Source organism: Rugamonas aquatica, from assembly GCF_009380215.1.
Lineage (GTDB): Bacteria > Pseudomonadota > Gammaproteobacteria > Burkholderiales > Burkholderiaceae_D > Rugamonas > Rugamonas aquatica_B.
Map to the genome: position 1 here is coordinate 396,738 of NZ_WHUG01000004.1, position 23,718 is coordinate 420,455.

Consider the following 23,718-nt stretch of genomic DNA (forward strand, 5'->3'; position numbering starts at 1 on the left):
ACGGCGTAGGCCCAGCAAATTAAAAAGCCAGGCGCGCAGGCCTGGCTGGTGCGGGAGGACGACGGGCTTATTTCTTCGCGGCCTTGGCCGGCTTGACGGTGTTCTGGTCGACCAGCGCGTTGGCCTTGGCGATCTGCGCTTCGACCGCTTCCACCGCCTGCTTGGTGGCCTTGGTCACTTGCTCGTAGCCGGTGAAGGCGTTGTCGATCGCGGTCTTGACGATCTGCACGGCGTTTTCCGAACCGGGACGCACGTTCTTCGTGACGTCGTAGATCAGCGCGCTCAGCGTGCTCTTGGCTTCGGTCATGTGGGCGTCGGCGGCGCGGGTGAATTCTTCACGGATCTCGGCGATGATGCCGCCCAGTTGCTGGTTGTAGGCGACGGCGCCGGCCATGCCGGGCTGGACTTTGGCGGCGGCCAGCGAGAGCGCGGCCTTGGGATCGGCGGTCTGGCTGATTTCCTTGCCGGCGGCGAGGCCGTCTTCCAGTTGGGTCTTGGCGGTGGCCAGGTTCAGGGCGACGACTTGCTCGACACCTTGTACGGCTTTGCTGGTCAGGGTGTTGAAGGTTTCGAGCTGAAATTCAAACAGTGCTTTGGTGGCGTTGGCAAATTGTTCGGGATTCGTAAACATACAGTCTCCTCAAGATGATGGATGTAGCTTGTACTGCCCCGGGATTCCCCCTGTTGTTGCGGCCCCATTATTTAACAAGAACTAACTTTTCGCAACGGCTATCTTTATAGGGGCCGGAGTCCTTTTCCCAGCCCGGTCCCAGCGGCGTCTGCGAGCAGGCGATGCCGTTGTCGATCTTGCTGCGCCACTTGTACCACGGCGCCGGCCCGGCGTTCAGGCTGGCGCTGCAGAGCGCCAGCAGGGCGGCTGCGGCCGCGTATCGTTGGATGTTGTGCATGGTTCAAACCAGTTGTTGGGTGCAGACGCGGTTGCGGCCACTATTCTTCGCAGCGTACAACAAATCGTCGGCGGAGGCGATCATGTTGATGTGGGCGGCGTGCGTGGAACTGGCGAAGTCGACGCTGGCCACGCCGAAGCTGGCGGTGACGGCGATCTGCTGGCCCTCGTGCTCGACCGGCGTGGCGGCCAGCGCGTGCCGCAGGCGCTCGGCCAGCAGCGCGCCGCCGGCCAGGTCGGTCTCCGGCAGGATCAGCAGGAACTCTTCGCCGCCGTAGCGCACCACGCTGTCGACGCTGTCGCGCGTCATCGATTGCAGCAGCGCGGCGAAGCGCTGCAGCACGGCGTCGCCGCCGTTGTGGCCGTAGTTGTCGTTGACCGCCTTGAAGTGGTCGAGGTCGCTCATGATGACGGTCAGGCTCAGCCGGTAGCGCTGGGCGCGCGAGATTTCCGTTTCCAGCAGTTGCTCGTGCAGGTGGCGGCGGTTGTAGCAGCCGGTCAGCGGATCGCGCACGGACAGGTTCTTGAGCACCGTTTGCGCGCTGTATTCGTTGCGCAGCAGTAGCTGGTAGCGGCGCGCCGCCACGTAGCCGAACAGATTGGTCAGCGCCAGCAGCGCGCCCATGGTCGCCAGCTCGACGCTGCGCAGATGGCCCAGCCGGTCGGCCAGCAGCAGAAAGCCCGCCGTGGCCGGCGCCGCGATGGCGGCCGCGTACAGCAACCGGTTCGGAATGTAGATGTAGATGACGATGACGACGATGGACATCGAAATCGCATGCAGCGAAAACTCGGTGGGCCGCAGCGCCGCGATCAGCAGGAAGCCGGCCGCGCCCGCGAGCTCGACCACGCTGGCCACCATCCGCGTGACGGGGATGGATACGGGCCGGCGCCGCAGCAGCACCAGGCTGCCCAGCGCGGAGGCGGCCACCAGCAGGCGCGCGCTGGCCAGCACCGCCGTGTGCAGGCTGTAGCCCAGCCAGATGACGTCGGTGACGGCAAAGCTCAGGTAGAACAGCGAGCAGAAGACAAACGTCACCCGCAGTTGCGCCTGCGTCGTGGCCAGGTGGTGGCGCAGAAAGGCTTGCTCGGCCGCCCGGTCGCTGAATTCGCAGCGCAGGGTGGCCATGTCCGTCTTTGCAGGCTGGGCGGGATGTGGACGCACTGGACTAGTCTCTCTGGCTAGGGGCCGGCTGATTGCCGGTCTGTTACAACCTATTATACGGCTGCAATATTTGCGTGCAGGAAAATAGTTGAGCCCGTCTACAGCGGCGCCACACGGGGCAGGCGCATGGTGAAGCTGCTGCCCAGTCCGGGCGCGCTGACGGCCTCGATCCGCCCGCCCAGCACGCCGGTGACGATGTTGTGGGTGATATACAAGCCCAGGCCGGAACCGCCGGCGCCGAGCCGGGTCGTGAAGAAGGGATCGTAGATGCGCGCCAGGTTGGCGGCCGGGATGCCGACGCCGTCGTCGGCGACCGTGATGGCGATCTCGCCGTTGCCGCAGTCCTGGGCGCGTATCATGATGCTGCCGCCGCCGCGGCCGTCGAAGCCGTGCACGATGCAGTTGTCGATCAGGTTTTCCAGCGCCTGCGCCAGCGGGCCGGGGTAGCTGTCGAGTTCCACCCAGTGTTCGATTTCCTCGACCAGCTCCAGCCCGTGCTGCTTGACGGTGGCCTGGGTGGCTTGCAGCAGCTGCGCCACCAGGTCGCCCAGCACGAAGCGGCTGCGCGGCGAGCCGGCGCTGTCGACCGCGATGCGGCGGAAGCTGGCCACCAGCGCGGCGGCGCGGTTCAGGTTGCGCATCACCACCTGGTCGGCGTCGGCCGCCTGTTGCAGATAGCTTTCCAGTGCCGAGCGCCGCAGTCCGCCCTCCATGTCGCGCTTGAGCTCGGCGGTGCGCTCGGCCATGCTGCCGGCCATCGTCAGGCAGTTGCCGATCGGCGTGTTCAGTTCGTGCGCCACGCCGGCCACCAGCGCGCCCAGCGCCGCCAGCTTGTCGCGCCGCACCAGTTCTTCCTGCGTCTGGCTCAGGTTGTCCAGCACCGTGGTCAGTTCCTCGTTGGCGTGCTCGGCGTCTTCCTTGGCGTGCTGCAGTTCGGCGGTGCGCGCGTGCACCAGCTCCTCCAGATGCTCGCGATGGCGCACCAGCTCGGCCTCGCGGCGGGTGCTGGCGATGGCGATGCCGGCCAGGTGGGTGGCGGCCTTGATCAGGCGGCGGTCGTCGTCGGTCGGGCTGCGCGGCTCGCGGTAGTACATGGCGAAGCTGCCCAGCACCGTGCCCTGGTCGAGCAGGATGGGCATGGCCCAGCAGGCGCGCAGGCCGTAGCGCAGCGCGATGTCGCGGTACGGCGCCCACAGCGGATCGTTGAGGATGTCGCTGACCACCACGGTTTCGCGGCGGTGGATGGCGGTGCCGCAGGAGCCGCCCGCCGGCCCGGCCGTCAAGCCGTTGATGGTCGCCAGATACTCGGCCGGCATGCTGGGGCCGGCGGCCGTCAGCAGCGTGACGCCGTCCGGCGCCACCAGCATCACCGTACACAGCACCGGCGGCGCCTGCGATTCGATCAGCAAGGTCAGGCGTTCCAGCGTGTCGTTCAGCGGATCGCCGCGGGCGATCATTTCCAGCACCAGGTTCTTGCCGTCGCGTAGTTGCTCGGCCAGCCTGCGGCTGGTGACGTCGACGATGCGCACGTGCATCAGCCGGTGTTCGGGCGTGTTCAGCGGCACCATGCGCAGCTCGCAAGGCACCTGGCGGCCGGAGCTGTGCTGCACCAGCAGTTCGAACACTTGCACATCGCCCGCCATCACCTGCTCGACGTAGCCGGCGAACACCTCGGCCGACGGCCGCCCGTCCGCCTGCACCGGCGGGCACAGCGCGGGCAGGTCGGTCTGTATCAGCTCGGTCTCGGTCATGCCGAACAGCGTGCGGGTGCGCAGGTTGACGTCCAGCACGCGGTTGCTGCCGCGCTGCATCAGCAGGATGGCGTCCGGAGAGCCGGACAGCATGTGGTGGTAGTTGACTTCCAGCGTCGCCATGGTCGGCAGGTCGGACACCGGCGCCGGCGTGATCCGCTTCAGTTGCAGCAGGATTTTTTCGGCAACGTCTTCGCTGGGGAAGGACAGCGGCAGGTAGGCGCCGGCGCCGGCTTCGAGGGCGCGCTCGCGCTCTTCGGCCGTGGGGGAGCCGGACAGCAGGAACACCGGCAGTTCGTAGCCGACGCGGATGCGCTGGCACAGTTCCAGCCGCGCGCTGCCGGCCAGCGCCACATCGAGCAGCGCCAGCACCACGCGGCCGCCGGCCGCCAGCGCCAGGGCTTCGTCGCCGCGCCGCACCTGCTCGACTTGCAGGCCGTGGCCCGCCAGCATGATCCTGAGCGTGGCGAGGTCGTAGGTCGTGTTGGTGGCTAGCAGGACGATGCCTGGCTGATCGGATGGTAACGGCTGCATCATGGCTGTGGGTCCGCTCCGCAGTAGGCGATGGGAGCCAGTGTCACAGGATGGGCGGGCCGGGTCAAGCCTTTATGCTGCCTCCAGTGCGGCGGCTTCCTGGGCTTGCCGGATCAGCGGGAAATTGTCCTCGATCCAGTCGACCAGCACCTCCAGCCGCTCGGCCGCCTGGCGCCCCAGCGGCGTCAGGCTGTACTCCACGTGCGGCGGCACCACCTGTTGCGCCACGCGCAGCACCAGGCCGTCGCCGGCCAGCGCGTCCAGCGTCTGCGCCAGCATCTTTTCGCTGACGCCGCCAATCTCGCGGCGCAGCTGGCTGAAGCGGTGGGTGCCGTCCAGCAGCACCACCAGCACCAGCACGCCCCAGCGGCTGGTGATGTGGCCCAGCACGATGCGCGACGGGCATTCGGCGGCCAGCACATGAGGGCGCGGATGGCCCTGGTTTTCGATCAGCACCTTGCGCAGGGAGCGGCTGGATTTGACTTGACTCATTTGGGCTTCCTCGGATTGTTGGGGTACTTACCAAATTGTACGTACTTACAAATAGTAAGTATAGGTCTTATTATAGCCCTGACCGCGCGGAAACCTCCCCGCGGCAGCTTACTCAAAGGAAGACCATATGATTATCGTGACTGGCGCAACCGGCCAACTGGGCCGCCTGGTGATTGCCCGCCTGCTGCAAACCGTCCCTGCCGCGCAGATCGTCGCCGCCGTGCGCGACGTCGCCAGGGCCGCCGACCTGGCCGCGCAAGGCGTGCAGGTGCGCCGCGCCGACTATGCCGATCCCGCCTCGCTGGACGCCGCCTTCCAGGGCGCCAGCAAGGTGCTGCTGATTTCGTCGAACGAACTGGGCCAGCGCGGCGCGCAGCACCGCAACGTGATCGACGCCGCCGTGCGCGCCAGGGCCGGCCTGCTGGCCTACACCAGCGTGCTGCATGCGGACACCTCGCCGCTGGCGCTGGCGGCCGAGCACCGCGACACCGAGGCGGCGGTGCGCGCCTCCGGCCTGCCGTACACCTTGCTGCGCAACGGCTGGTACGTGGAAAACTACACGGGCAACCTGGGCGGGGCGCTGGCGCATGGCGCGCTGGCCGGCGGCGCAGGGGAAGGGCGGATCGCGGCGGCGGCCCGTGCCGATTACGCCGATGCGGCGGCGGCCGTGCTGAGCAGCGCTGGTCCGGTCGAGCAAGTGTATGAGCTGGCGGGCGACCGCGCGTTCACGCTGGGCGAGCTGGCGGCGGAAGTGTCGCGCCAGTCGGGCAAGGTGCTGCCGTTCCACAATCTGCCGCAGCAGGCGTATCGCGACATGCTGGTGCAGCTGGGGTTGCCGGTTCCGCTGGCCGGGCTGATCGCCGATTCGGATGCGCACGCCGCCAAGGGCGCGCTGGATGACGGCAGCTGCACGCTGGGCAAGCTGATCGGCCGTCCGACCATCTCGCTGGCGGACGCCGTCAAAGCGGCGCTGTAATGAAAAAAGCCTCCATCTGCTTTTCAGCTCGATGGAGGCTTTTTGCGGAATTCTGTGGTGCCCACGGAGGGACTCGAACCCCCACACCTTGCGGCACATGGACCTGAACCATGCGCGTCTACCAATTCCGCCACGTGGGCACTGTTACTGCTTTTCTGCTGCGTGTTCTGCAACAGAGGCCCGAATCTTAAAGGACGCCCCGGGCCTCGTCAATAGAGATTTCGTGCTTTTGTGAAATAATTTCATCCGCTTGGATATAATGGCTGGGCGACTTTACGGGAACCCCGCCCCATGCCTGCCTCTTTGCGCGCGCTTGCGCTTGCCTTGCTGCTGCTGCCTGCTTGCGCGCCGGCGGAGGAGGTCATCACGCTGATTAACGGCGAATGGCTGCCGTATATGTCGGAAAAGCTGCCCGACTATGGTCCGATCTCGCACATCGTCAGCGCCGCGTTCGCGCTGGAAGGGGTGACGGTGCGCTACGTCTTCCGCCCCTGGAGCCGCGCCTACGCCGAGGCGGACAATGGCAGCGCCAACGGCTCCATCGTCTGGAGCGTGTCCAGGACTGAAAGCGACCGGCTGCGCCGCTTTTATTTCAGCGATCCGGTGTTCGAAGGGCAGTCGGTATTTTTCCACCTGAAGACTTACCCGTTCGAGTGGACCGGTTTCGACCAGCTGCGCGACATCAAGATGGGTGGCACGGCCGGCTATGTCTACTGGTTCGACAAATTCCCCGATATCAAAATCGACCGCACGGCGGCCACCGACGAGCTCAATTTTCGCAAGCTGCTGGCGGGGCGCTTCCAGATCTTTCCGGCCAACCTGGATGTCGGCCTGCACATCATGCGCAACGACCTGACGCCGGCGCAGGCCGCGCAGATCACCTGGGATCCCAAGCCCTACAACATCACGCCCTACCATCTGATGCTCAGCAAAAAAGACAGCGCCAACCGGCGCTACCTGGCGCTGTTCAACCGCGGCCTGCAGCGGCTGCGCGACAGCGGCCGCTATGCCCTGTACATGAGGGAAGTGCGAAGGGAAGGCAGTAATGAAAAAAGCCCCCAGAGGCCGTAAGGCTCGCTGGAGGCTTTTTTGCGGAATTCTGTGGTGCCCACGGAGGGACTCGAACCCCCACACCTTGCGGCACATGGACCTGAACCATGCGCGTCTACCAATTCCGCCACGTGGGCACTGTTGCTGCTTTTCTGCTGCGTGTTCTGCAACAGAGGCAGCATCATGCCGCATGGCGGCGCTGCCGTCAAGGGCTGCTTGCAACATGATGCAATCGGCACGCGGCCGGCCGTCGAAACCCACAATGAAAAAAGCCCCCATCTGCTTTTCAGCTCGATGGAGGCTTTTTTGCGGAATTTTTTGGTGCCCACGGAGGGACTCGAACCCCCACACCTTGCGGCACATGGACCTGAACCATGCGCGTCTACCAATTCCGCCACGTGGGCACTGTACTGCTCTCTGTCGCTGCGTGTGCTGCAACAGAGGCCAGAATCATAGGGGAGCGGCGTGTCCGCGTCAAGAGCGAAATGCTGATTTTTGAGAAAGATTGCATGAGGCCGCACGAAAGATTTCCTGCTTGCTTGTTTGCTCACACTTTCGTAAGCTCCTGAGTGCTACCCCGCCACCCGTAACAACCGGAGACAGGCAATGGACATGCTGAGCAGTTGGTTCGATAGCCAGGGTTTCATGCCGCACGGGCACTGTTTTTTGTGGATACCCTCGATCCTGTGGATGAGCGTGATTTCCGACGCGCTGATCGCACTGGCTTACCTGACCATCCCGGTCACGCTGCTGTACTTCATCCGCAAGCGCCGCGACATGCCGTTCGACTGGATGTTCATCGCCTTCGGCATCTTCATCCTGGCCTGCGGCGGCACCCACCTGGCCGACATCTGGGTGATCTGGCATCCCGACTACTGGCTGGCGGTGATCCTGAAGGCGATCACCGCCGTCGCCTCGGTGGTGACGGCCATCGTGCTGGTGCGGCTGGTGCCGGTGGCGCTGCGCATCCCCAGTCCGGCGCAGCTGGCGGCCGTCAACGCCGAACTCCTGAAGGCCAACAACGACCTGCGCGCCGCCATGGAGCGCGCCGAAGTGGCCAATCGCGCCAAGAGCGCCTTCCTGGCTGCGATGAGCCATGAACTGCGCACGCCGCTCAACGCCATCCTCGGCTACACGCAAATCCTCAGGCGCGACAAGGGCTTGAGCGCATCGCAGCAAACCGGCGTCAGCACGATACAGCAGGGCGGCCAGCATTTGCTGGCGCTGATTAACGACGTGCTCGACCTGTCGCGGGTGGAGGCCGGCAAGATGGAATTCCATCCCAAGCCGGTGGCGCTGGGCGATCTGTTGTCGGTGGTGGCCGACATCATGCGCGTGCGCGCCGAGCAGAAGCAGCTGCATTTCGAGCTGGAGCTGGTGTCCGGCCTGCCGGTGGCGATCGATGCCGATGAAACCCGGCTGCGCCAGGTGTTGTTGAATTTGCTGGGCAACGCCGTCAAGTTCACCGACCGCGGCACGGTGCGGCTGCGCGTGCAGCCGCTGCCGGCCAGGCCCGGCGATGCGGACGACATGGCGCAGCTGCGCTTCGAAGTACACGACGACGGCATTGGCATCGCGGCCGATCATATCGAGACGATTTTCCGGCCGTTCGAGCAAGTGGGCGATGTATCGCGCCGCGCCGGCGGCACCGGCCTCGGCCTGGCGATCAGCGGCCAGCTGGTGCGCTTGATGGGCGGCGAGCTGAAAGTGGACAGCCGGCTGGGACAGGGCAGCCGCTTCTGGTTCGATGTGCCGATGCGGGTGGTGGCCGCGCCGGCCGCCGTCAGCAGCGACGGCCACAACGCCACCGGCTATCTGGGGCCGCGCAAGACCATCCTGGTGGTGGACGATGTCGCCACCAACCGCGCCTTGCTGCGCGACCTGCTCGGTGCGCTGGACTTCCGCATGCTGGAGGCCGACAACGGCGTCGCCGCCTTGCGCCAGGTGCAGGCGCGCCTGCCCGACCTGGTGTTGCTGGACATGGTGATGCCCGACATGGACGGCATTGAAACCACGCGCCGCCTGCGCGCCGACGCCCGCACCGCCAACACGCCGGTGCTCATCATCTCGGCCAGCTCGACGCCGGAGGAGGAAGCCCGCTCGCTGCAGGTGGGCGCCAACGCCTTCCTCAGCAAGCCGGTCGACGAGCGCGAACTGCTGCGCGAGATCGGCGCCCATCTGCGGCTGGAGTGGAGCACGGCGTTGCAGTGAGGCCGCATGCATGACTTTCGGCACTCCCTCCTGATGACTGCGCAGGCCTAACATCACCCATCGACTCGCCGCATGCGCCGCACGCGGCGGTCACTATCTTCCGATGATGGGGTGATATGGTTACGCGACGCGACATGATGATCTTGGGTCTGGCCGCTCCCTGGCTGACTGCCTGCGGTGGCGGCGGCTCTGGCGGCGGTGGCGCCGGGCCGGAAAACGTGGTCCTCTCGGCCATCATCGACGATGACTGGAACCGGGCCGCGCCGGAGGGCGAGGGCGTGGCGCCCGCGCTGATGCAAACCCTGCTGGCGGAGGGTGCGCAGATTCCATCGCTGCGCAGCCTGCTGGTGGTGCGTAACGCCCGTCTGATCGGCGAGCGCTACTATGCCGACGGGCAGTCCTCGGACCTGCGCCACATCCGCTCGGCCACCAAGACCGTCAGCAGCCTGCTGGCGGGGCAGGCTATCCGCGATGGAAAAATACGCGGCGTCACCTCCACGCTGGCCGAGTTGCTGCCCAGGGAGATGGCCAGGGTGCCGACCTCGGTGGCGGGCAATGTCACGCTGGCCCAGGTGCTGCGCATGCGCAGCGGCCTGGCCTGGGATGAGGACGTCCACATGCAGGAGCTGCTGCACGCGCCCGACCTGGCCAGCCTGGCGCTGAGCTTGCCGATCGCGCCGCTGGGGCCGAACGGGCCCTACTGGAACTACAACTCCGCCGTCTCGCATCTGGTGTCGCCCATCGTCGCGAACGCTTATGGCGAGGACACGCTGGCGGTCGCCACGCGCAATCTGTTTGCGCCGCTCGGCATCCGCCAGACGGCCTGGCAGCGCGACGGGACCGGGACGATACTCGGCTCCTTCGGCCTGCAACTGCGGGCGCGCGACCTGATGAAGCTGGCGTGGATGGCGCTCGACGGCGGCATGTGGCAGGGCAAGTCCGTGGTGCCGGCCGCGTGGCTGAACGAGAGTTTCACCAATCACGTCCACATCGGCCCGATAGGCGATATGAGTGATGTCGGCTACGGTTATTTGTGGTGGCGCGGCATGCTGGGCGGCCACCAGGTGATTACGGCCTATGGTTTCGGCGGACAGTTCGCCATGCTGGTGCCGGATTTGCGCATGACCATCGCCACGGCCGCACTGTGGGATTTGCCGCTGGACGAGGGCAGCGCGAACGAGGAACTGATCTTCAACCTGATCGGCCGCTTCTTGTCCAAACTGTAAAAAGCGAGTGCGAATGAAAAAAGCCGCAGGCCTTTTAAGGGCGCTGCGGCTTTTTTGCGGAATTTTGTGGTGCCCACGGAGGGACTCGAACCCCCACACCTTGCGGCACATGGACCTGAACCATGCGCGTCTACCAATTCCGCCACGTGGGCACTGATGCTTCTCAACAACTCTGCTATTATAACGACGGGGAAGGTTTCGCGCCAGATGAGCTTACGCTCCTTACTGCACATCAACCCTGTCTAGCAATTCTCACTTTGCCGCTGTTTTTCAACTTTGTCGCTGCGAGAGACCAAGATTATAGAGGAATTTTGCGGGATGTCAAATGCCCCAACATAAAAAATCCGCTCGGATTCGCGTAAGCAGCCGCAAATTAGTCAATCAGGGCGTTTCCAAGTACACTACGCCTGTCGTCGTGTCATATATATGCACCTGACGATTTTGCCAGGCCGGATTTCCTCTGAACACTGTCAATAATAACTACAGAAATACTTTTGAACCAATCTACCCATACCATTCCCAGCCGGGAGGAAATTCTCGGCATCTTCCGTAGCGCCAAGGCGCCGCTCGATCTGCGCGCACTGTCGAAGTCGCTGAAGGTCGCGACCGAGGCCCAGGCCGTGTTGTCGCGCCGCCTGAACGCCATGCAGCGCGACGGCCAGATCGTCTCCGACGACACCGGCCACTTCTCGCTCGCCACGGATACCGGTTTCATCTCCGGCCGCGTCAGCAGCCACAAGGACGGCTTCGGCTTCGTCATCCCGGATGAGCCGGGCGAAGACCTGTTCCTGCCCGAAAAGGAAATGCAGAAAGTCCTGCATGGCGACCGCGTGCTGGCCAAAGTCATCGGCGTTGACCGCCGCGGCCGTCCGGAAGGCACCATCGTCGAAGTGGTTTCGCGCGCCAACACCCACATCATCGGCCGCCTGCTGAACGAAAACGGCGCCTGGATCGTGGCGCCCGAAGACCAGCGCATCGCCCAGGACATCCTGGTCGAAGGTGCTATCGGCAAGGCCAAGTCGGGCCAGATCGTCAGCGTTGAACTGACCGAACAGCCGATGCGCTTCAAGCAGCCGGTCGGCAAGATCGTTGAAATCCTTGGTTCGCTGGACGACCCCGGCATGGAAATCGAAATTGCCGTGCGCAAGTTCGGCGTGCCGCATGTGTTCTCGGACGCCGCGCTCAAGCAAGCCAACAAGCTGCCGGACGTGGTGCGCGATATCGACCTGGCCGACCGCGTCGACCTGCGCGACGTGCCGCTGGTGACCATCGACGGCGAAGACGCGCGCGACTTCGACGATGCGGTCTACTGCGAACCGGTCAAGATCGGCCGCAGCAACGCCTACCGTTTGATCGTCGCGATTGCCGACGTCAGCCACTACGTCAAGCCGAACGATGCGCTCGACGCTGACGCGCTGGAGCGCAGCACCTCGGTCTATTTCCCGCGCCGCGTGATTCCTATGCTGCCGGAAAAGCTGTCCAACGGCCTGTGCTCGTTGAACCCGGCGGTCGACCGCCTGACGCTGGTGTGCGACGCCGTCATCACCGCCAAGGGCGAGATCAAGGCTTACCAGTTCTATCCGGCCGTGATCCACTCGGCCGCGCGCCTGACCTACACCGAAGTGGCCGACATCCTCGGCAACACCAAGGGACCGGAAGCCGCGCGCCGTCCAGGCATCGTGCCGCACCTGCTGAACCTGTACGAGGTGTACAACGCGCTGTTGAAGGCGCGCACCGAACGCGGCGCCATCGATTTCGAAACCACCGAAACCTACATCGTCTGCAACCCGTCCGGCAAGATCGAGAAGATCATCCCGCGCACCCGCAACGACGCCCACCGCCTGATCGAAGAATGCATGTTGACCGCCAACGTCTGCGCGGCCGACCTGCTGATCCGCCACAAGCATCCCGGCACCTACCGCATCCACGCCAGCCCGACCGCTGAAAAGCTCAAGCAGGTACGCACCTTCCTCAAGCAGGTGAACCTGAGCCTGAACGGCGGCGACAAGCCGACCGCCGGCGATTACGCCGAGCTGATGCGTCAGGTCAAACAGCGTCCGGACGCGTCGCTGCTGCAAACCATGCTGCTGCGCTCGATGCAGCAGGCGGTCTACAGCCCCGACAACATCGGCCACTTCGGCCTGGCGTACGAGGCCTATGCCCACTTCACCAGCCCGATCCGCCGCTATCCGGACTTGCTGACGCACCGCGCCATCAAGGCCATCCTGCTCGGCAAAAAGTACGAACCGAAAGTGGCCAGCACCAGCGTGCTGAACACCAACGTCTCGAACGCGACCCGCAAGCAGCAGGCCAAGGACAAGGCCGAAGGCAAGGAAAAGAAAGCCGCCGACCTGACCGTGTGGGATGCGCTGGGCGTGCACTGCTCGGCCAACGAACGCCGCGCCGACGAAGCGTCGCGCGATGTCGAGAACTGGCTGAAGTGCTACTTCATGCAGGACAAGCTGGGCGAGGAATTCACCGGCATCATCACCGGCGTGACCACCTTCGGCATCTTCGTGCAGCTGGACCAGCTGTTCGTTGAAGGCCTGGTGCACATCACCGACCTCGGCGCCGACTACTTCCAGTACGACGACGCCCGCCACGAACTGCGCGGCGAACGCACCGGCAAGAAGTTCCAGCTGACCGACCACGTCAGCGTGCAGGTGGTGCGCGTGGACCTGGAATCGCGCAAGATCGATCTGCGTCTGGCTGGCGCCGACGCGCCGCCGCCGCGCGCCGACAAGGCCGATGCGCAATCGAAGGACCGCAAGACCAACATCAAGCCGGGTCCGGCCGTGCCGAAAGCGCAGCCGGTCAAGGCTGTCGCCAAGAGCCAGTCCAACAGGGCTGGCGCCGGCAAGCCTGCCGCTGGCAAGCCGGCCGTCGCGAAGAGCGCCGCCAAGCCCGCAGCCAAGGCCAAGGGCGGCCGCAAGACTAATGCCGGGGCGGCTGCCCCGGTAGCACCCCGAGCAGCGAAGACTGTCTCAAAAAGTAAAAAGAAGCGATAAATGAGTAAGAATAAAATGATTTTCGGTTTCCACGCTGTCACGTCGCGCTTGCGCCATGAGGCATCGTCCGTGGAAGAGATTTTTGTCGACATCGGCCGCGACGACCGCCGCATGAAGGATCTGATCGCCAACGCCAAGGCGGCCGGCGTGCGCGTGATGCCGGTCGATTCGGCCCGCCTCGACAAGATCGTCGGCACCCGCCGCCACCAGGGCGTGATCGCCTTCGCCTCGCAGCTGGCGCTGGCGCGCAACCTGGATGAACTGCTGGACGCCATCGAAGGCCCGCCGCTGCTGCTGGTCCTGGACGGCATCACCGATCCGCACAACCTGGGCGCCTGCCTGCGCGTGGCCGACGGCGTCGGCGCACACGCGGTGATCGTGCCGAAGGACCGTGCCGTGGGCTTGAACGCCACCGCCGCCAAGGTCGCCTCCGGCGCGGCCGAGACCGTGCCTTACATCACCGTCACCAATCTGGCGCGCACGCTGCGCGACCTGAAGGACCGCGACATCTGGCTGATCGGCACTTCCGACGACGGCGAGAAAGGCCTGTACGAAGCCGACTTCACCGGCCCGACCGCGCTGGTCATGGGTTCGGAAGGCGAGGGCATGCGCCGCCTGACCCGCGAGACCTGCGACATGCTGGTCAGCATTCCGATGTTCGGTTCGGTTGAAAGCCTGAACGTATCCGTCGCATCCGGCGTCTGTCTGTACGAGGCACGCCGCCAGCGTATCGCCAAAGACATTTAAGCGATATGCACTACCGGCGGCCTGATACGAGGGTCGCCGGGTTACACTCCCGCCTCCCCCGAAGCAAGCCGCTTCCCAGCAACCACCGACCGAATACGCTACCATTAGCGTTTCAGTTGCAATCCCGATCACCCCATGTTCCATCGCCTGCGCCAAGACATTAACAGCATCATCGAACGCGATCCTGCGGCCCGCAACGCCTGGGAGGTGCTGACCTGTTACCCCGGCTTGCAAGCCATCGTCATGCACCGCTGGGCGTACTGGTGCTGGACGCGCCGCATGAAATGGCTGGGGCGCTTCATCTCTTACCTGGCGCGCATCGTCACCGGCATCGAGATCCATCCGGCCGCCACCATCGGCCGCCGGGTGTTCATCGACCACGGCTTCGGCGTGGTGATCGGCGAGACCGCCGAGGTGGGCGACGACTGCACCATCTACCAGGGCGTGACCCTGGGCGGCACGTCGCTGCACACCGGCGCCAAGCGGCATCCGACCTTGGCGCGCGGCGTCATCGTCGGCGCCGGCGCCAAGGTGCTGGGCGGCTTCACCGTGGGTGAGTACGCCAAGGTCGGCTCCAACGCCGTGCTGTTGAAGCCCGTGCCTGCGGGTGCGACGGCGGTCGGCAATCCCGCGCACATCGTGCAGAAGGAGCCGGCGTCGGCGACCAGCGCCACGGCCAATCTGTTCAGCGCCTACGGCGTCACGCCGAACGGCGACGACCCGCTGTCCAAGGCGCTGCACGGGCTGATCAGCCACGCCGTCAAGCAGGAAGAGCAGATGGAACGCATCCTCGCCACGATGAAGGCGGCGGGCTTGCAGTGTCAGGGCGTGCCCGAATGTGATAAATTGAATTCCGACCAACTCAACAAGCTCGTTGAATAAGGATGATGTCTATGGAATCGTCGCCCGATGGCGCAGAAGTGCTGGACCCGTTTGAAATCCGCGTACTGGCCGTGCTGGCCGAAAAGGAAGCGCTGACGCCGGATAACTATCCGCTGTCGCTGAACGCGCTGGTGAATGGCTGTAATCAGTTGTCGAGCCGCGACCCGGTGATGGCGCTGTCGGAAGAGACGGTGGCCGAGGTGTTGCAGCGGCTGATGCAGCGCAAGTACGTCAACGGCATCACGCAGGCGGGCGCGCGCGTGACCAAGTACGAACACCGCATGCGCATCAAATGGTCGCTGGAGCAGGACAAGCTGGCCGTGCTGAGCATCCTGATGCTGCGCGGCTTGCAGACCGCCGGCGAGATCCGCACCCGCAGCGGACGTCTGCACGAATTCAAGACCGTCGGCGATGTCGAGCAGGCGTTGCAGTTCCTGATCGACAAATATCCGCCGCTGGTATCGAAGCTGGCGCTGGCGCCCGGCACCAAGGAGCCGCGCTACGGCCAGCTGCTGGGCGGGGAAGAAGCCCTGGCTCGTGAAGAAACCGCCGCCAGCATGGGCGGTTCGGTCAGCGTGGCCGGGCAGGGCGGCCGCGTCGCCGCGCTGGAGCAGGAAGTCCAGCAACTGCGCCAGCAGGTCGAAGAGCTGACCGCGCAGTTTGCCGAATTCCGCAAGCAGTTCGAATAAGGCCGGGCTTTTATTCGAACCTGAACTCGATCAAGGCGTCGCTGGAGTAGGTTTTGTCAGCCAGCGGCACCGAGTACATTTTTCCGTACTCGTCGACCTTGAGCTCCAGCCTGCGGGCGCCGTCGACCAGTGTGGCGCTGGTGATGGCGCGGTCGCTGCGCACGTTCATGTTGAAATCCTTGAACGAACACCAGTCTGTCGTCAGCGTGAAGGTGTTGATCATCGCGCGTATCAGGAAGGGTATGTAGTTCTTCGCGATCGCCATCAGCACCCGGCACTCCAGCTGGATGTCGCCCAGGCGCCGCATGTCCGCCGGCACGCCGGCGCTGCGCACGTCCGGCATCCAGCCGTAGTCGCTCTTCTTCTGGTTCAGCACCACATCGGCGTTGTCGTCCTCCGCCGCCCGGTTGCGCGGCAGGGCGAAGCTGTGGTCCGCCGCCAGCGGCACGACGATGTCGGTCTCGCTGCCGGACAGACGCACCACCACATTGTCCATCGCGTCGGCGGGCGCCTTCCTTTTAGTGTGCAGGCGGAAGCGCAGTTGCTGCGCATTCGGCGCCAGCGCGTGCTGGCTATCAAAGGCGTCCAGGCCGGAAAGCATGTAGCGGTAAGGCTGCATTTCCGGGCTGCGGGTGCCGTTGATGACGACCATCTGATCCGACCCTTCCGTTTCGGCCGCCGTGGCCGGCAGCGCCGTCACGGCGGCCGCCAGCAGAGCGGCGGTCACGAAGTGCTTGCCCGCCATGCTCAGCCTTCTTCGCGGCGGCGGCGCATCCAGACGGCGGCGGCGATCATCGCCACGCCGGCCGCGACGCCTATCCATACGCTGGCGCCGGTCAGCGTGCCCCACGATGCGTCGAAGATCGATTGCGGGATCTCCAGCTTTTTCATGTCATGGTGGCGCATCGCGTTGTCGGCATCGAACACCAGCCACGAACCGGGGATCACGCCCAGCAGGATGCGGTCGACCACGCGGGTGACGAACCAGCTGGCGTCGAAGCCGAAGTGCAGCATCTTCTCGGCCCACACCAGCAGCAGCGAGGTCGCCAGCGGTGTGCCCACCGCCCACAGGAACACCTTGGAGCGCGCCATGCTCGACACCATCAGCAGCCAGCCCACCGTCGGCAAGGCCCACAGCATGTAGACCGGCAGCAGTCCCACCAGGCGCAGCGGCATCAGGTACAGGTCCGGCGTGGCCAGCAGTGCGCCGAACAGGTTGGTGCCGTGCGCCAGCATCGCCACGCAGCCGGCCAGCAGGATCAGCAGCGACAGCACGATGCCGATCGCCATCGTGATCAGCGGCGCCACCACCAGGGCCAGCACGACCTTGGACATCACGGTGGTGAAGTCCGACACCGGCAGCGATTTCCAGAACAGCAGGCTGCGGTCGCGGCGTTCGTCGTGCAGCGCGCCGAGGCAGTAGAAGAACACCAGCAAGCTCAGCAGCATCATGCCCGGCATCGCCGACACGATGTAAGCCTGCGACGCGGTCTCGACGATGCGCGTACGCACCGCGCCTTCGATGGTGACGGTGCCGATCTGCACCGCCTGGCCGTCTTCGTTGAAGTTGACGTTATGCCCCAGGAAGATGCCGGTCAGCGCCAGGGCCGCGACCAGGCCGGCGATGACGATGGGCGCCCAGAACAGCATGCCCTTGTGTTCCCACATTTCGCGCTTGATCAGCCATTTCATCGTTTTCATGCGTAGGTTCCTTTCATGGTCGCGACAAACAGGTCGGCAACGCTGGGCGTGCGCAATTCCCCGAAGGTCGACAGTTGCAGGCGCGGCACGCCATCGAACAGCATGATGGGCTTGCCGAACACGGTGCGCTGGCTCATCGGCTTGAGCGCGTTGGCGGCGGCGACGAACTGCGGCTCGACCATCACTTCGGTGAAGCGCTCGCCCACCTCGTCCATCGACGCCGCCAGCGAGATCTGGCCATCCTGGATGAACATCAGGTCGGTCAGGATGTGCTCGACTTCCTCGATCTGGTGCGTGGTGATCAGGATGGTCTTGTTCTCGTCGAAGTAGTCTTCCAGCAGGTTCTGGTAGAACTGCTTGCGGTACAGGATGTCCAGGCCCAGCGTCGGCTCGTCCAGCACCAGCAGCCTGGCGTCGATCGCCATCACCAACGCCAGGTGCAGCTGCACCACCATGCCCTTGGACATGGCTTTGACCTTCATGTTCGGGCTGAGCTTGGTGTTGGCCAGGTATTTCTCGGCCTTGCTGCGGTCGAAGCGCGGGTGCACGCCTTCGACGAAGTCGATCGCATCCTTGACCTTCAGCCACTTCGGCAGGATGGCGACATCGGCGATGAAGCAGACCTCGTTCATCAGGGCTTCGCGCTGGGTGCGCGGGTCCATGCCCATCACTGACAGCTCGCCGTCGAACTGGGTCAGGCCCAGAATGGCTTTGAGGGTGGTGGTCTTGCCCGAGCCGTTGGGGCCGATCAGGCCGACAATGCGGCCTGCCTCGACCGTGAAACTGGCGCCGTTCAGCGCGGCCTGCTTGCCGTACTGCTTGCTGATCCTGGTCGCGGTGATGATGGCGCTCATGACGCACCTCCGGGGGCGGCGGACTTGAGCAGGGTGTCCAGTTCCAGGCCCAGACGGCGGATGCGTTCCAGCATCAGCGGCCATTCTTCGCGCAGGAAGCGTTCACGTTCAGTGGCCAGCAGTTTGTCGCGGGCGCCGTCAGTTACGTACATACCTAGTCCCCTTCTTTTTTCTACGAGTGTTTCGTCTACCAGCTCCTGGTAGGCGCGCGATACGGTAATCGGGTTGAGTTGATAATCCGCCGCCACCTGCCGTACCGAGGGCAGGGCGTCGCCCGGTTTGAGCAGGCCGTCGAGCATCATGCCGATCACCTTTTCCTTGAGCTGCCGATAAATCGGCGCATTGTCATTCCAGCCTATCGTGGACATACATGTGGTCCCCTAGTGTGTGTTGATGGAGCGGTGTTGTAGTAAACTATAACACTGCCGTTAAAAAAATCAAGCGCTGCGTTGTTTTATTTGTTTTTCCATCAGCGCCAGCGCGTTGGGCAGGGCGGCGCCGGCGGCGGTGTTGTCGAAGATGACCCAGCCATCCTTGCCGGCCAGATAGGCGGCGACGCTGTCCAGATACTCGTCCGTGTACGACGAGTAGTACATGCGCGGGCTGCCGTGCAGCCGCGCGTACACGGTGTCGCCGGTCGCGACGTAGGGACCGGGCTGGCCGGCGGGCGGATCGGCGATCACCCGGGTGACGCCGTGCTCGCGCAGCAGCGCGGTGGCCGCGCCGGTGAACCAGCTGTGATGGCGCGCTTCGCAGGCGATGCGGCAATCGAGCAGGCGGGCGATGCGGCCGAACAGCGCGCCGGCCGGCGCGGCATCCAGCACCAGGCTGGGCGGCAATTGCACCAGCACGCAGCCCAGCTTGGGACCGAGGGCGCCGGCCTCGCCGGCAAAGCGCGCCAGCAGTTCGTCGACCTGCTGCAGCCGGCGGTCGTGGGTGATGCTGCGCGCCAGCTTGACCGAGAAACGGAAATCGTCCGGCACGTCGGCGGCCCAGCGTTCATAGGTGCTGGCCTGGTGCGGGCGGTAGAACGAGGAGTTGATCTCCACCGCATTCATGACCCGGGCGTAGCGCTGCAGATGGCTGCCGTCGGCGGCGAACTGCGGCGCCGACGCACGGTCGATACTCCAGCTTGCGCAGCCAACTCGTGTGTGGGTCATAATGTGGGCGATCCGCCATTTTCAGAAAGAAGACATGAGTGATCTTAAACGTTATGCCCGATTTGCCGCGCCGCTGATGGTGGCGGCTGTGGTGGCCGCCTGCTCGACGCTGATCGGCCCGCGCCAGGTGGAATTGCCGCAGGCGCGCTTGCAGCAGAACCTGGAACACAAATTTCCCGTGCACCGCCGCGTGCTGGGCATCTTCGAAGTCGAGCTGAGCCATCCGCAGCTGGCCATCCTGGCCGACAACGACCGCGTCGCGCTGACGCTGGATGTGAACGTGTCGCCGCTGCTGGCGCGCCAGTCGTGGCACGGCAGCATGGCGGTGTCGGGGCGTTTGAAGGTGGATAACGTGCGCAACACCATCTACATCAGCGATGCCCACATGGACCGTTTCGCGGTGGACGGCATGGACGAGGGCAAGCAGAACCAGATCGCCAGCGTCGCCAACCTGCTGGGCGAGAACACGCTCAAGGATGTACCGGTGCACACCTTCCGTCCGGAAGACTTGCGCTACGCCGGCGTGCAGTTCGTGCTGACCGGGATCAGCACCCGGCCCGGCGCGCTGGTCGCCAATCTGCAGCCGGCGCAGTAAGCGCCAGCGCGCTCAGACGAAGCCGAGGTTGCGCGCGCTGGCGTTGTAGTTGGCCAGGTTGGGCAGCATGGCCAGCAGGTCGGTGTTCGACACGCCCAGCCAGCTGCCCAGCGTGGCCGCATACTGTTCGATCGACGTGGTCGGCAGCAAGCGGCCCTGGCCGACATCGTCCGGGCCGTCGCTGGCCACCACCGGCGCCTTGCCGTAGTAGCGGCCGCCCTTGACGGCGCCGCCCAGCATGAAGTGCATGCTGCCCCAGCCGTGGTCCGAGCCGTCGTTGTTGCCGCTCAGCGTACGGCCGAAATCGGATGCGGTGAAGGCCGTCACCTGGTTCGCCACGCCCAGCTCCACCGTGCTCTGGTAGAACGCCGCCATGGCGTCGGCCACGCTTTTCAGCAAGCCCGGATGCACGCTGACCAGGCCGTCGTGCGTATCGAAGCCGCCCATCGACACAAAGAACACTTGCCGCTTGGCGCCCAATGCCGAGGCGCTGGAAATCATGCGCGCCACCATCTTCAACTGGTCGCCCAGATTGCTGTTGGCGGGGAAGGGCGTGTTGATCGCCGGCGCGCCGGCCAGGGCCGAGGTCAGCACGTCGTTGGCCGAGATCGCCCGCTGCGTCACGCGCGCATAGTCGGACTGCATCGCGTGCCCATGCGGCTGGGTGAGCAGCGTCTGCAGCGCGCTGCTGCAGCTGGCCGAGCCGAACAGCGGACTCTGCAAGCCGGTGAACGGCACTGAACCCTTGGTCGACACCTGATACTGCACCGCCTGCTTCCCGGACAGGAACACGGCGTTGCCGGACACATTGACGCAAGTGAAGGTGGCGTTGCCATTGCCCGATTCGAACAGGTCGCCCATGCGGCCGCCCCAGCCCGAGGTCGCGCCCTCCGGCATCGACGATTGCCATTCGGATTGCTGGTCGTTGTGCGAGAACAGCTTGGACGGCAGCGGCACCGACTTGGCCAGGTATTGCTGCTTGGTGGTCGGCTGCACCAGCGTGCCGACGTTGAGCAGCACGCCCATCTTGCCGGCGTTGAAGATCGGCAGCAGCGGCGCCAGCTCCGGTGCCAGCGCGTACTGGTGGGCGACGCCGTTGACATCGACCGGCGGCGCCGTCGTGTTGAGCACGGTGCCCGTCAGCGCGCTTTGCTGGTAGGCCAGCTTGGAACGCAGCGCGTAGTAGGCGTTGTAGCTGCTGGCGTCGTACGGCACCAGCGTGTTGGCGTAGTCGTTGCCGCCGTACAGGAACACGCAGACGATGGCCTTGTAGTCGCTGGCGTTGGCGGCCGCGGCTTCGGCCATGGCCGCCAGGTTGACGGCCAGCGGCGCGGCCACGCCGCTCATGGCCAGCATCGAGGCGCGCTGCAGGAAGGCGCGGCGGGAAGAATTGGTGGTCATGGTGGCTCCCTATTGTTGAACCAGATATTCCGGCGCGGCCATGACCATGGTCAGTGCGGCGTAGATGCGGTTGCGCAGCGCGGCGTCGGTCTTGGCTGGCATAGTGTCGATGGCGCCGCGTATCAGGCCGACGGTGGCGCTGCTCAGCTGGCCGGCGGCCAGCACCAGGTTGATTTCGTCGACCAGCTTCTGGCCGCTGGCGGCCAGCGGCAATAGCGTGCTGTAGTCCGGCAGCACATCGCCCACGCCCTTGCTGACCGCGCGCTGCATGTAGTTGACGTAGCCGACCACCGAGGTTTCATTGGTCAGCTGGAATTCCGGCGCGACCAGCCCGGCCTTGGACACGGCGCTGTTGGGCGGCACGTAGCCCGGCCGGTAGAAATTGAACACCGACGGCGAACGCAGCGGGCTCTGGCCCAGGCGGCTGGAAGCATCGCTGGTGTTGCCGATGGCCCAGGCGTCCGAAGCCGAAGCGGCGCCGTAGGCGCGCGCCCAGCCGATGAAGCGCAGCATCGGTTCGCGCAGCTTGCCGTAGTTGGGGCCGATGTAGGTGTCGGCGCGCGCTTCGGGATCGAGCAGCAGCGCCTTGACCACGGCCGCCAGGTTGCCCTTGGCGCCACGGCCGTCGTTGTTGAACACGGCGGCGATGCGCGCCACATAGGCCGGCGAGGGATTGCTGGTGACGAGTTTCTGGATCAGCTGGCGGCTGATGAAGGGCGCCACGTTGGCGTGGGCGTAGATGATGTCCAGCGCGGCCTTGAGCGCGTCGGCGCCGGACAGGCCGGCGGCCACCGTGCTGCCGAGGAAAGTGGAGGCGCCGGTCTCATGCCGCTTGGGCACCTGCGTCATCGGCCGGCGCAGGAAGTCCGGCACGGCGTTGGTCTGGTTGCCCATGTCGAAGTCCCAGCCGGTGAACACGCGGGCCAGGCCGGTGATGTCGGCCAGGCCGTAGGTTTCCCTGGGCGCGCCGTTGCTCTGTTGCGGCGTGCCGTCGGCGTTCAGCTGCACCAGGCCGATGCTGAACAGCTGCATCAGCTCGCGCGCATAGTTTTCATCGGGCAGGGCGCCGGTGCTGGGGTTTTGCTTGACGTTGCCACGGAAGGTCAGGTACTGGCCCATCGGCGCGCTGGTCGAGATCGCGCCCAGCAGCGCGCGGTAGTTGCCGAAAGCGTAGTCCTCCAGCAAGTCCAGGTAGGCCGCCGCCGAAAACGAGCGCCAGGGCGCGCCGACCAGGCCGTCGATGGCGACCACGCAGATTTCCGACAGCGCCAGCGTGACGCGCTGGCGCAGCGTGTCCGGCGCGCTGATCAGCTTGCGCCAGGCGCAGGCGTCGAAGCCGTTCTCCGAATTGCGGTTGGCGACATCGTTAAAGCCTTTGGCGATCAGCCAGTCCCAGCGGGTGCCGGAGCGGGGCGCGGCCAGTTGGGCGTCGATCCAGCCGGCGTAGCCCAGCGCTTGCACTCTGGCGATTTCGGCGCGGCTGGCGCCCATCGAGGCTTGCGCCAGAAAGCGGGCGGCGGCGGCCGGGGTTGGTGTTGGGGTCATGGCGAGGTTCTCCGTAGGGGGCTCGGATATTGCTATGCAGTAATTTATGCTGAGTTCGTCTGACTCGCCAGAAATATTTTGTAACCAGACATTGCCTTACAACGGTCGGGCTATTGATTGCTTGCATCTTGCGCGCGCCGCTTGCATTTCGCGCCGTTTTGCGGCGTTTCGTCGCATCGCGGCCCATGCCGCCGCGTCAGCGGGCATAGTGGCGTCACCTTAACCAGCCATGCGGAGCGCATCATGATTCAGCAGATTGTCAGCCACACCCCCATCTACGTTTGGGCCTTGCTGGCCTTCCTGATATATCGCGGCCTGTGGGCCAGCCGCGAGCGCGAGATCAGCCTGCAGAAGCTGTTCATCATTCCGGCCGTGATGCTGTGGTTGTCGCTGTCCGGCACGCGTACCGATGGCGTGCTGGGTGGCGGCGTGTGGGGTGTCTGGCTGCTGGGCTTGCTGGCCGGCGTGGTGCTGGCCTGGACGCTGGGCCGCGCCATGGTCATCCAGGTCAACCGCGCCGCCGGTACCGTGCTCCTGCGCGGCAGCTGGATGCCGCTGGCGCTGATGGTCGCCATCTTCGTGAGCAAATACGCGGTGGCGGTGGTGACGGCCATGCACGCGGAAACCCGCAGCAGCCTGCCGTTCATGCTGGCTGTCACCAGCCTGTTTGGCTTGTTCAATGGCGTATTTGTCGGCCGCCTGGCGCGCTGTGTGGCGGCCTGGCTGCAATCGGCCGAGCCCGTGGCGGCTTAATGGATTTGCAACTTTCCTTGTGATGCAGGGCAAGAGCTTCTACAATTCGCGACATTGACGAAATGTTGGAGCGA

Annotated in this window: 22 protein-coding genes and 4 tRNA genes; 10 read left to right on the forward strand and 16 right to left on the reverse strand. The window is 65.0% G+C overall.

The features are described from left to right. Window positions 1-67: 67 nt before the first annotated feature. From GEV02_RS13110 to GEV02_RS13130, 5 genes are all read right to left on the reverse strand, one after another. Entirely contained in the window at window positions 68-631 is a 564-nt protein-coding gene (locus GEV02_RS13110; protein WP_152838386.1) for a phasin family protein, read from the reverse strand. Window positions 632-698: 67 nt separating this feature from the next. Continuing rightward, a complete protein-coding gene (locus GEV02_RS13115) occupies window positions 699-908 on the reverse strand; it encodes a hypothetical protein (RefSeq protein WP_152838387.1) in 210 nt (69 codons plus the stop codon). 3 nt (window positions 909-911) lie between these two features. Beyond that, entirely contained in the window at window positions 912-2,033 is a 1,122-nt protein-coding gene (locus GEV02_RS13120) for a GGDEF domain-containing protein (protein ID WP_152838388.1), read from the reverse strand. A 134-nt stretch (window positions 2,034-2,167) separates the two neighbouring features. Beyond that, window positions 2,168-4,357, reverse strand: a complete 2,190-nt coding sequence (locus tag GEV02_RS13125; RefSeq protein WP_152838389.1) for an ATP-binding protein — start codon at window positions 4,355-4,357, stop codon at window positions 2,168-2,170. Between the two features lie 69 nt (window positions 4,358-4,426). Beyond that, the gene (locus tag GEV02_RS13130) at window positions 4,427-4,846 is read right to left on the reverse strand and encodes a winged helix-turn-helix transcriptional regulator (RefSeq protein ID WP_174999086.1); all 420 of its coding nucleotides are present in this window, start codon (window positions 4,844-4,846) and stop codon (window positions 4,427-4,429) included. A 127-nt stretch (window positions 4,847-4,973) separates the two neighbouring features. Here GEV02_RS13130 and GEV02_RS13135 point away from each other — a divergent pair, with 127 nt between their 5' ends. Further along, entirely contained in the window at window positions 4,974-5,822 is an 849-nt protein-coding gene (locus tag GEV02_RS13135) for an NmrA family NAD(P)-binding protein (RefSeq protein WP_152838390.1), read from the forward strand. Window positions 5,823-5,877: 55 nt separating this feature from the next. On the opposite strand, the gene GEV02_RS13140 is transcribed toward GEV02_RS13135, so the two are convergent. Continuing rightward, a tRNA-Leu gene (locus GEV02_RS13140) sits at window positions 5,878-5,962 on the reverse strand. Window positions 5,963-6,113: 151 nt separating this feature from the next. Between GEV02_RS13140 and GEV02_RS13145 the strand changes: the two genes are divergently transcribed. Beyond that, complete coding sequence (locus GEV02_RS13145) at window positions 6,114-6,893, forward strand: substrate-binding periplasmic protein (protein WP_152838391.1); 780 nt, start codon at window positions 6,114-6,116, stop codon at window positions 6,891-6,893. A gap of 31 nt (window positions 6,894-6,924) precedes the next feature. Here the strand turns inward: GEV02_RS13145 and GEV02_RS13150 are convergent. Then, window positions 6,925-7,009: transfer RNA gene (locus GEV02_RS13150), tRNA-Leu, on the reverse strand. Between the two features lie 182 nt (window positions 7,010-7,191). After that, window positions 7,192-7,276: transfer RNA gene (locus GEV02_RS13155), tRNA-Leu, on the reverse strand. 208 nt (window positions 7,277-7,484) lie between these two features. Between GEV02_RS13155 and GEV02_RS13160 the strand changes: the two genes are divergently transcribed. Then, entirely contained in the window at window positions 7,485-9,083 is a 1,599-nt protein-coding gene (locus GEV02_RS13160; protein WP_174999087.1) for an ATP-binding protein, read from the forward strand. A gap of 134 nt (window positions 9,084-9,217) precedes the next feature. Next, window positions 9,218-10,309, forward strand: a complete 1,092-nt coding sequence (locus GEV02_RS13165) for a serine hydrolase domain-containing protein (protein WP_235922755.1) — start codon at window positions 9,218-9,220, stop codon at window positions 10,307-10,309. Window positions 10,310-10,376: 67 nt separating this feature from the next. Here GEV02_RS13165 and GEV02_RS13170 read toward each other — a convergent pair. After that, window positions 10,377-10,461, reverse strand: a tRNA-Leu gene (locus GEV02_RS13170). Window positions 10,462-10,803: 342 nt separating this feature from the next. Here GEV02_RS13170 and rnr point away from each other — a divergent pair. From rnr to GEV02_RS13190, 4 genes are all read left to right on the forward strand, one after another. Further along, a complete protein-coding gene (gene rnr / locus GEV02_RS13175; RefSeq protein ID WP_152838394.1) occupies window positions 10,804-13,317 on the forward strand; it encodes a ribonuclease R in 2,514 nt (837 codons plus the stop codon). Beyond that, window positions 13,318-14,064, forward strand: a complete 747-nt coding sequence (gene rlmB / locus GEV02_RS13180) for a 23S rRNA (guanosine(2251)-2'-O)-methyltransferase RlmB (protein ID WP_116989836.1) — start codon at window positions 13,318-13,320, stop codon at window positions 14,062-14,064. It begins immediately after the preceding gene. Window positions 14,065-14,199: 135 nt separating this feature from the next. Continuing rightward, the gene (gene cysE, locus GEV02_RS13185; RefSeq protein ID WP_152838395.1) at window positions 14,200-14,946 is read left to right on the forward strand and encodes a serine O-acetyltransferase; all 747 of its coding nucleotides are present in this window, start codon (window positions 14,200-14,202) and stop codon (window positions 14,944-14,946) included. 11 nt (window positions 14,947-14,957) lie between these two features. After that, a complete protein-coding gene (locus GEV02_RS13190; protein ID WP_152838396.1) occupies window positions 14,958-15,635 on the forward strand; it encodes a YceH family protein in 678 nt (225 codons plus the stop codon). A gap of 10 nt (window positions 15,636-15,645) precedes the next feature. Here GEV02_RS13190 and GEV02_RS13195 read toward each other — a convergent pair whose 3' ends face one another. The 5 genes from GEV02_RS13195 to GEV02_RS13215 form a co-directional block, all read right to left on the reverse strand. Next, on the reverse strand, window positions 15,646-16,380 hold the full coding sequence (locus GEV02_RS13195) for a hypothetical protein (RefSeq protein ID WP_152838397.1): 735 nt from the start codon (window positions 16,378-16,380) through the stop codon (window positions 15,646-15,648). Window positions 16,381-16,382: 2 nt separating this feature from the next. Further along, window positions 16,383-17,336, reverse strand: coding sequence for a hypothetical protein (locus GEV02_RS13200; protein ID WP_152838398.1), 954 nt, complete (start codon window positions 17,334-17,336; stop codon window positions 16,383-16,385). Next, complete coding sequence (locus GEV02_RS13205; protein WP_152838399.1) at window positions 17,333-18,190, reverse strand: ABC transporter ATP-binding protein; 858 nt, start codon at window positions 18,188-18,190, stop codon at window positions 17,333-17,335. The genes GEV02_RS13200 and GEV02_RS13205 overlap by 4 nt, the downstream gene beginning before the upstream one ends. Then, window positions 18,187-18,558 carry a GntR family transcriptional regulator gene (locus tag GEV02_RS13210; RefSeq protein WP_008447501.1) on the reverse strand — a complete coding sequence of 124 codons (372 nt, stop codon included), beginning with the start codon at window positions 18,556-18,558 and terminating at the stop codon, window positions 18,187-18,189. The genes GEV02_RS13205 and GEV02_RS13210 overlap by 4 nt, the downstream gene beginning before the upstream one ends. Before the next feature lie 69 nt (window positions 18,559-18,627). Continuing rightward, on the reverse strand, window positions 18,628-19,350 hold the full coding sequence (locus GEV02_RS13215) for a DUF72 domain-containing protein (protein ID WP_152838400.1): 723 nt from the start codon (window positions 19,348-19,350) through the stop codon (window positions 18,628-18,630). A 34-nt stretch (window positions 19,351-19,384) separates the two neighbouring features. On the opposite strand from GEV02_RS13215, the gene GEV02_RS13220 reads away from it, so the two are divergent. Next, on the forward strand, window positions 19,385-19,945 hold the full coding sequence (locus GEV02_RS13220; protein ID WP_235922756.1) for a DUF1439 domain-containing protein: 561 nt from the start codon (window positions 19,385-19,387) through the stop codon (window positions 19,943-19,945). A 12-nt stretch (window positions 19,946-19,957) separates the two neighbouring features. On the opposite strand, the gene GEV02_RS13225 is transcribed toward GEV02_RS13220, so the two are convergent. Further along, a complete protein-coding gene (locus GEV02_RS13225) occupies window positions 19,958-21,346 on the reverse strand; it encodes a DUF1501 domain-containing protein (RefSeq protein ID WP_152838401.1) in 1,389 nt (462 codons plus the stop codon). A gap of 9 nt (window positions 21,347-21,355) precedes the next feature. Beyond that, window positions 21,356-22,891 carry a DUF1800 domain-containing protein gene (locus tag GEV02_RS13230; RefSeq protein ID WP_152838402.1) on the reverse strand — a complete coding sequence of 512 codons (1,536 nt, stop codon included), beginning with the start codon at window positions 22,889-22,891 and terminating at the stop codon, window positions 21,356-21,358. 141 nt (window positions 22,892-23,032) lie between these two features. On the opposite strand from GEV02_RS13230, the gene GEV02_RS13235 reads away from it, so the two are divergent. Continuing rightward, entirely contained in the window at window positions 23,033-23,644 is a 612-nt protein-coding gene (locus GEV02_RS13235) for a DUF6622 family protein (RefSeq protein ID WP_328595813.1), read from the forward strand. Window positions 23,645-23,718 lie beyond the last annotated feature (74 nt).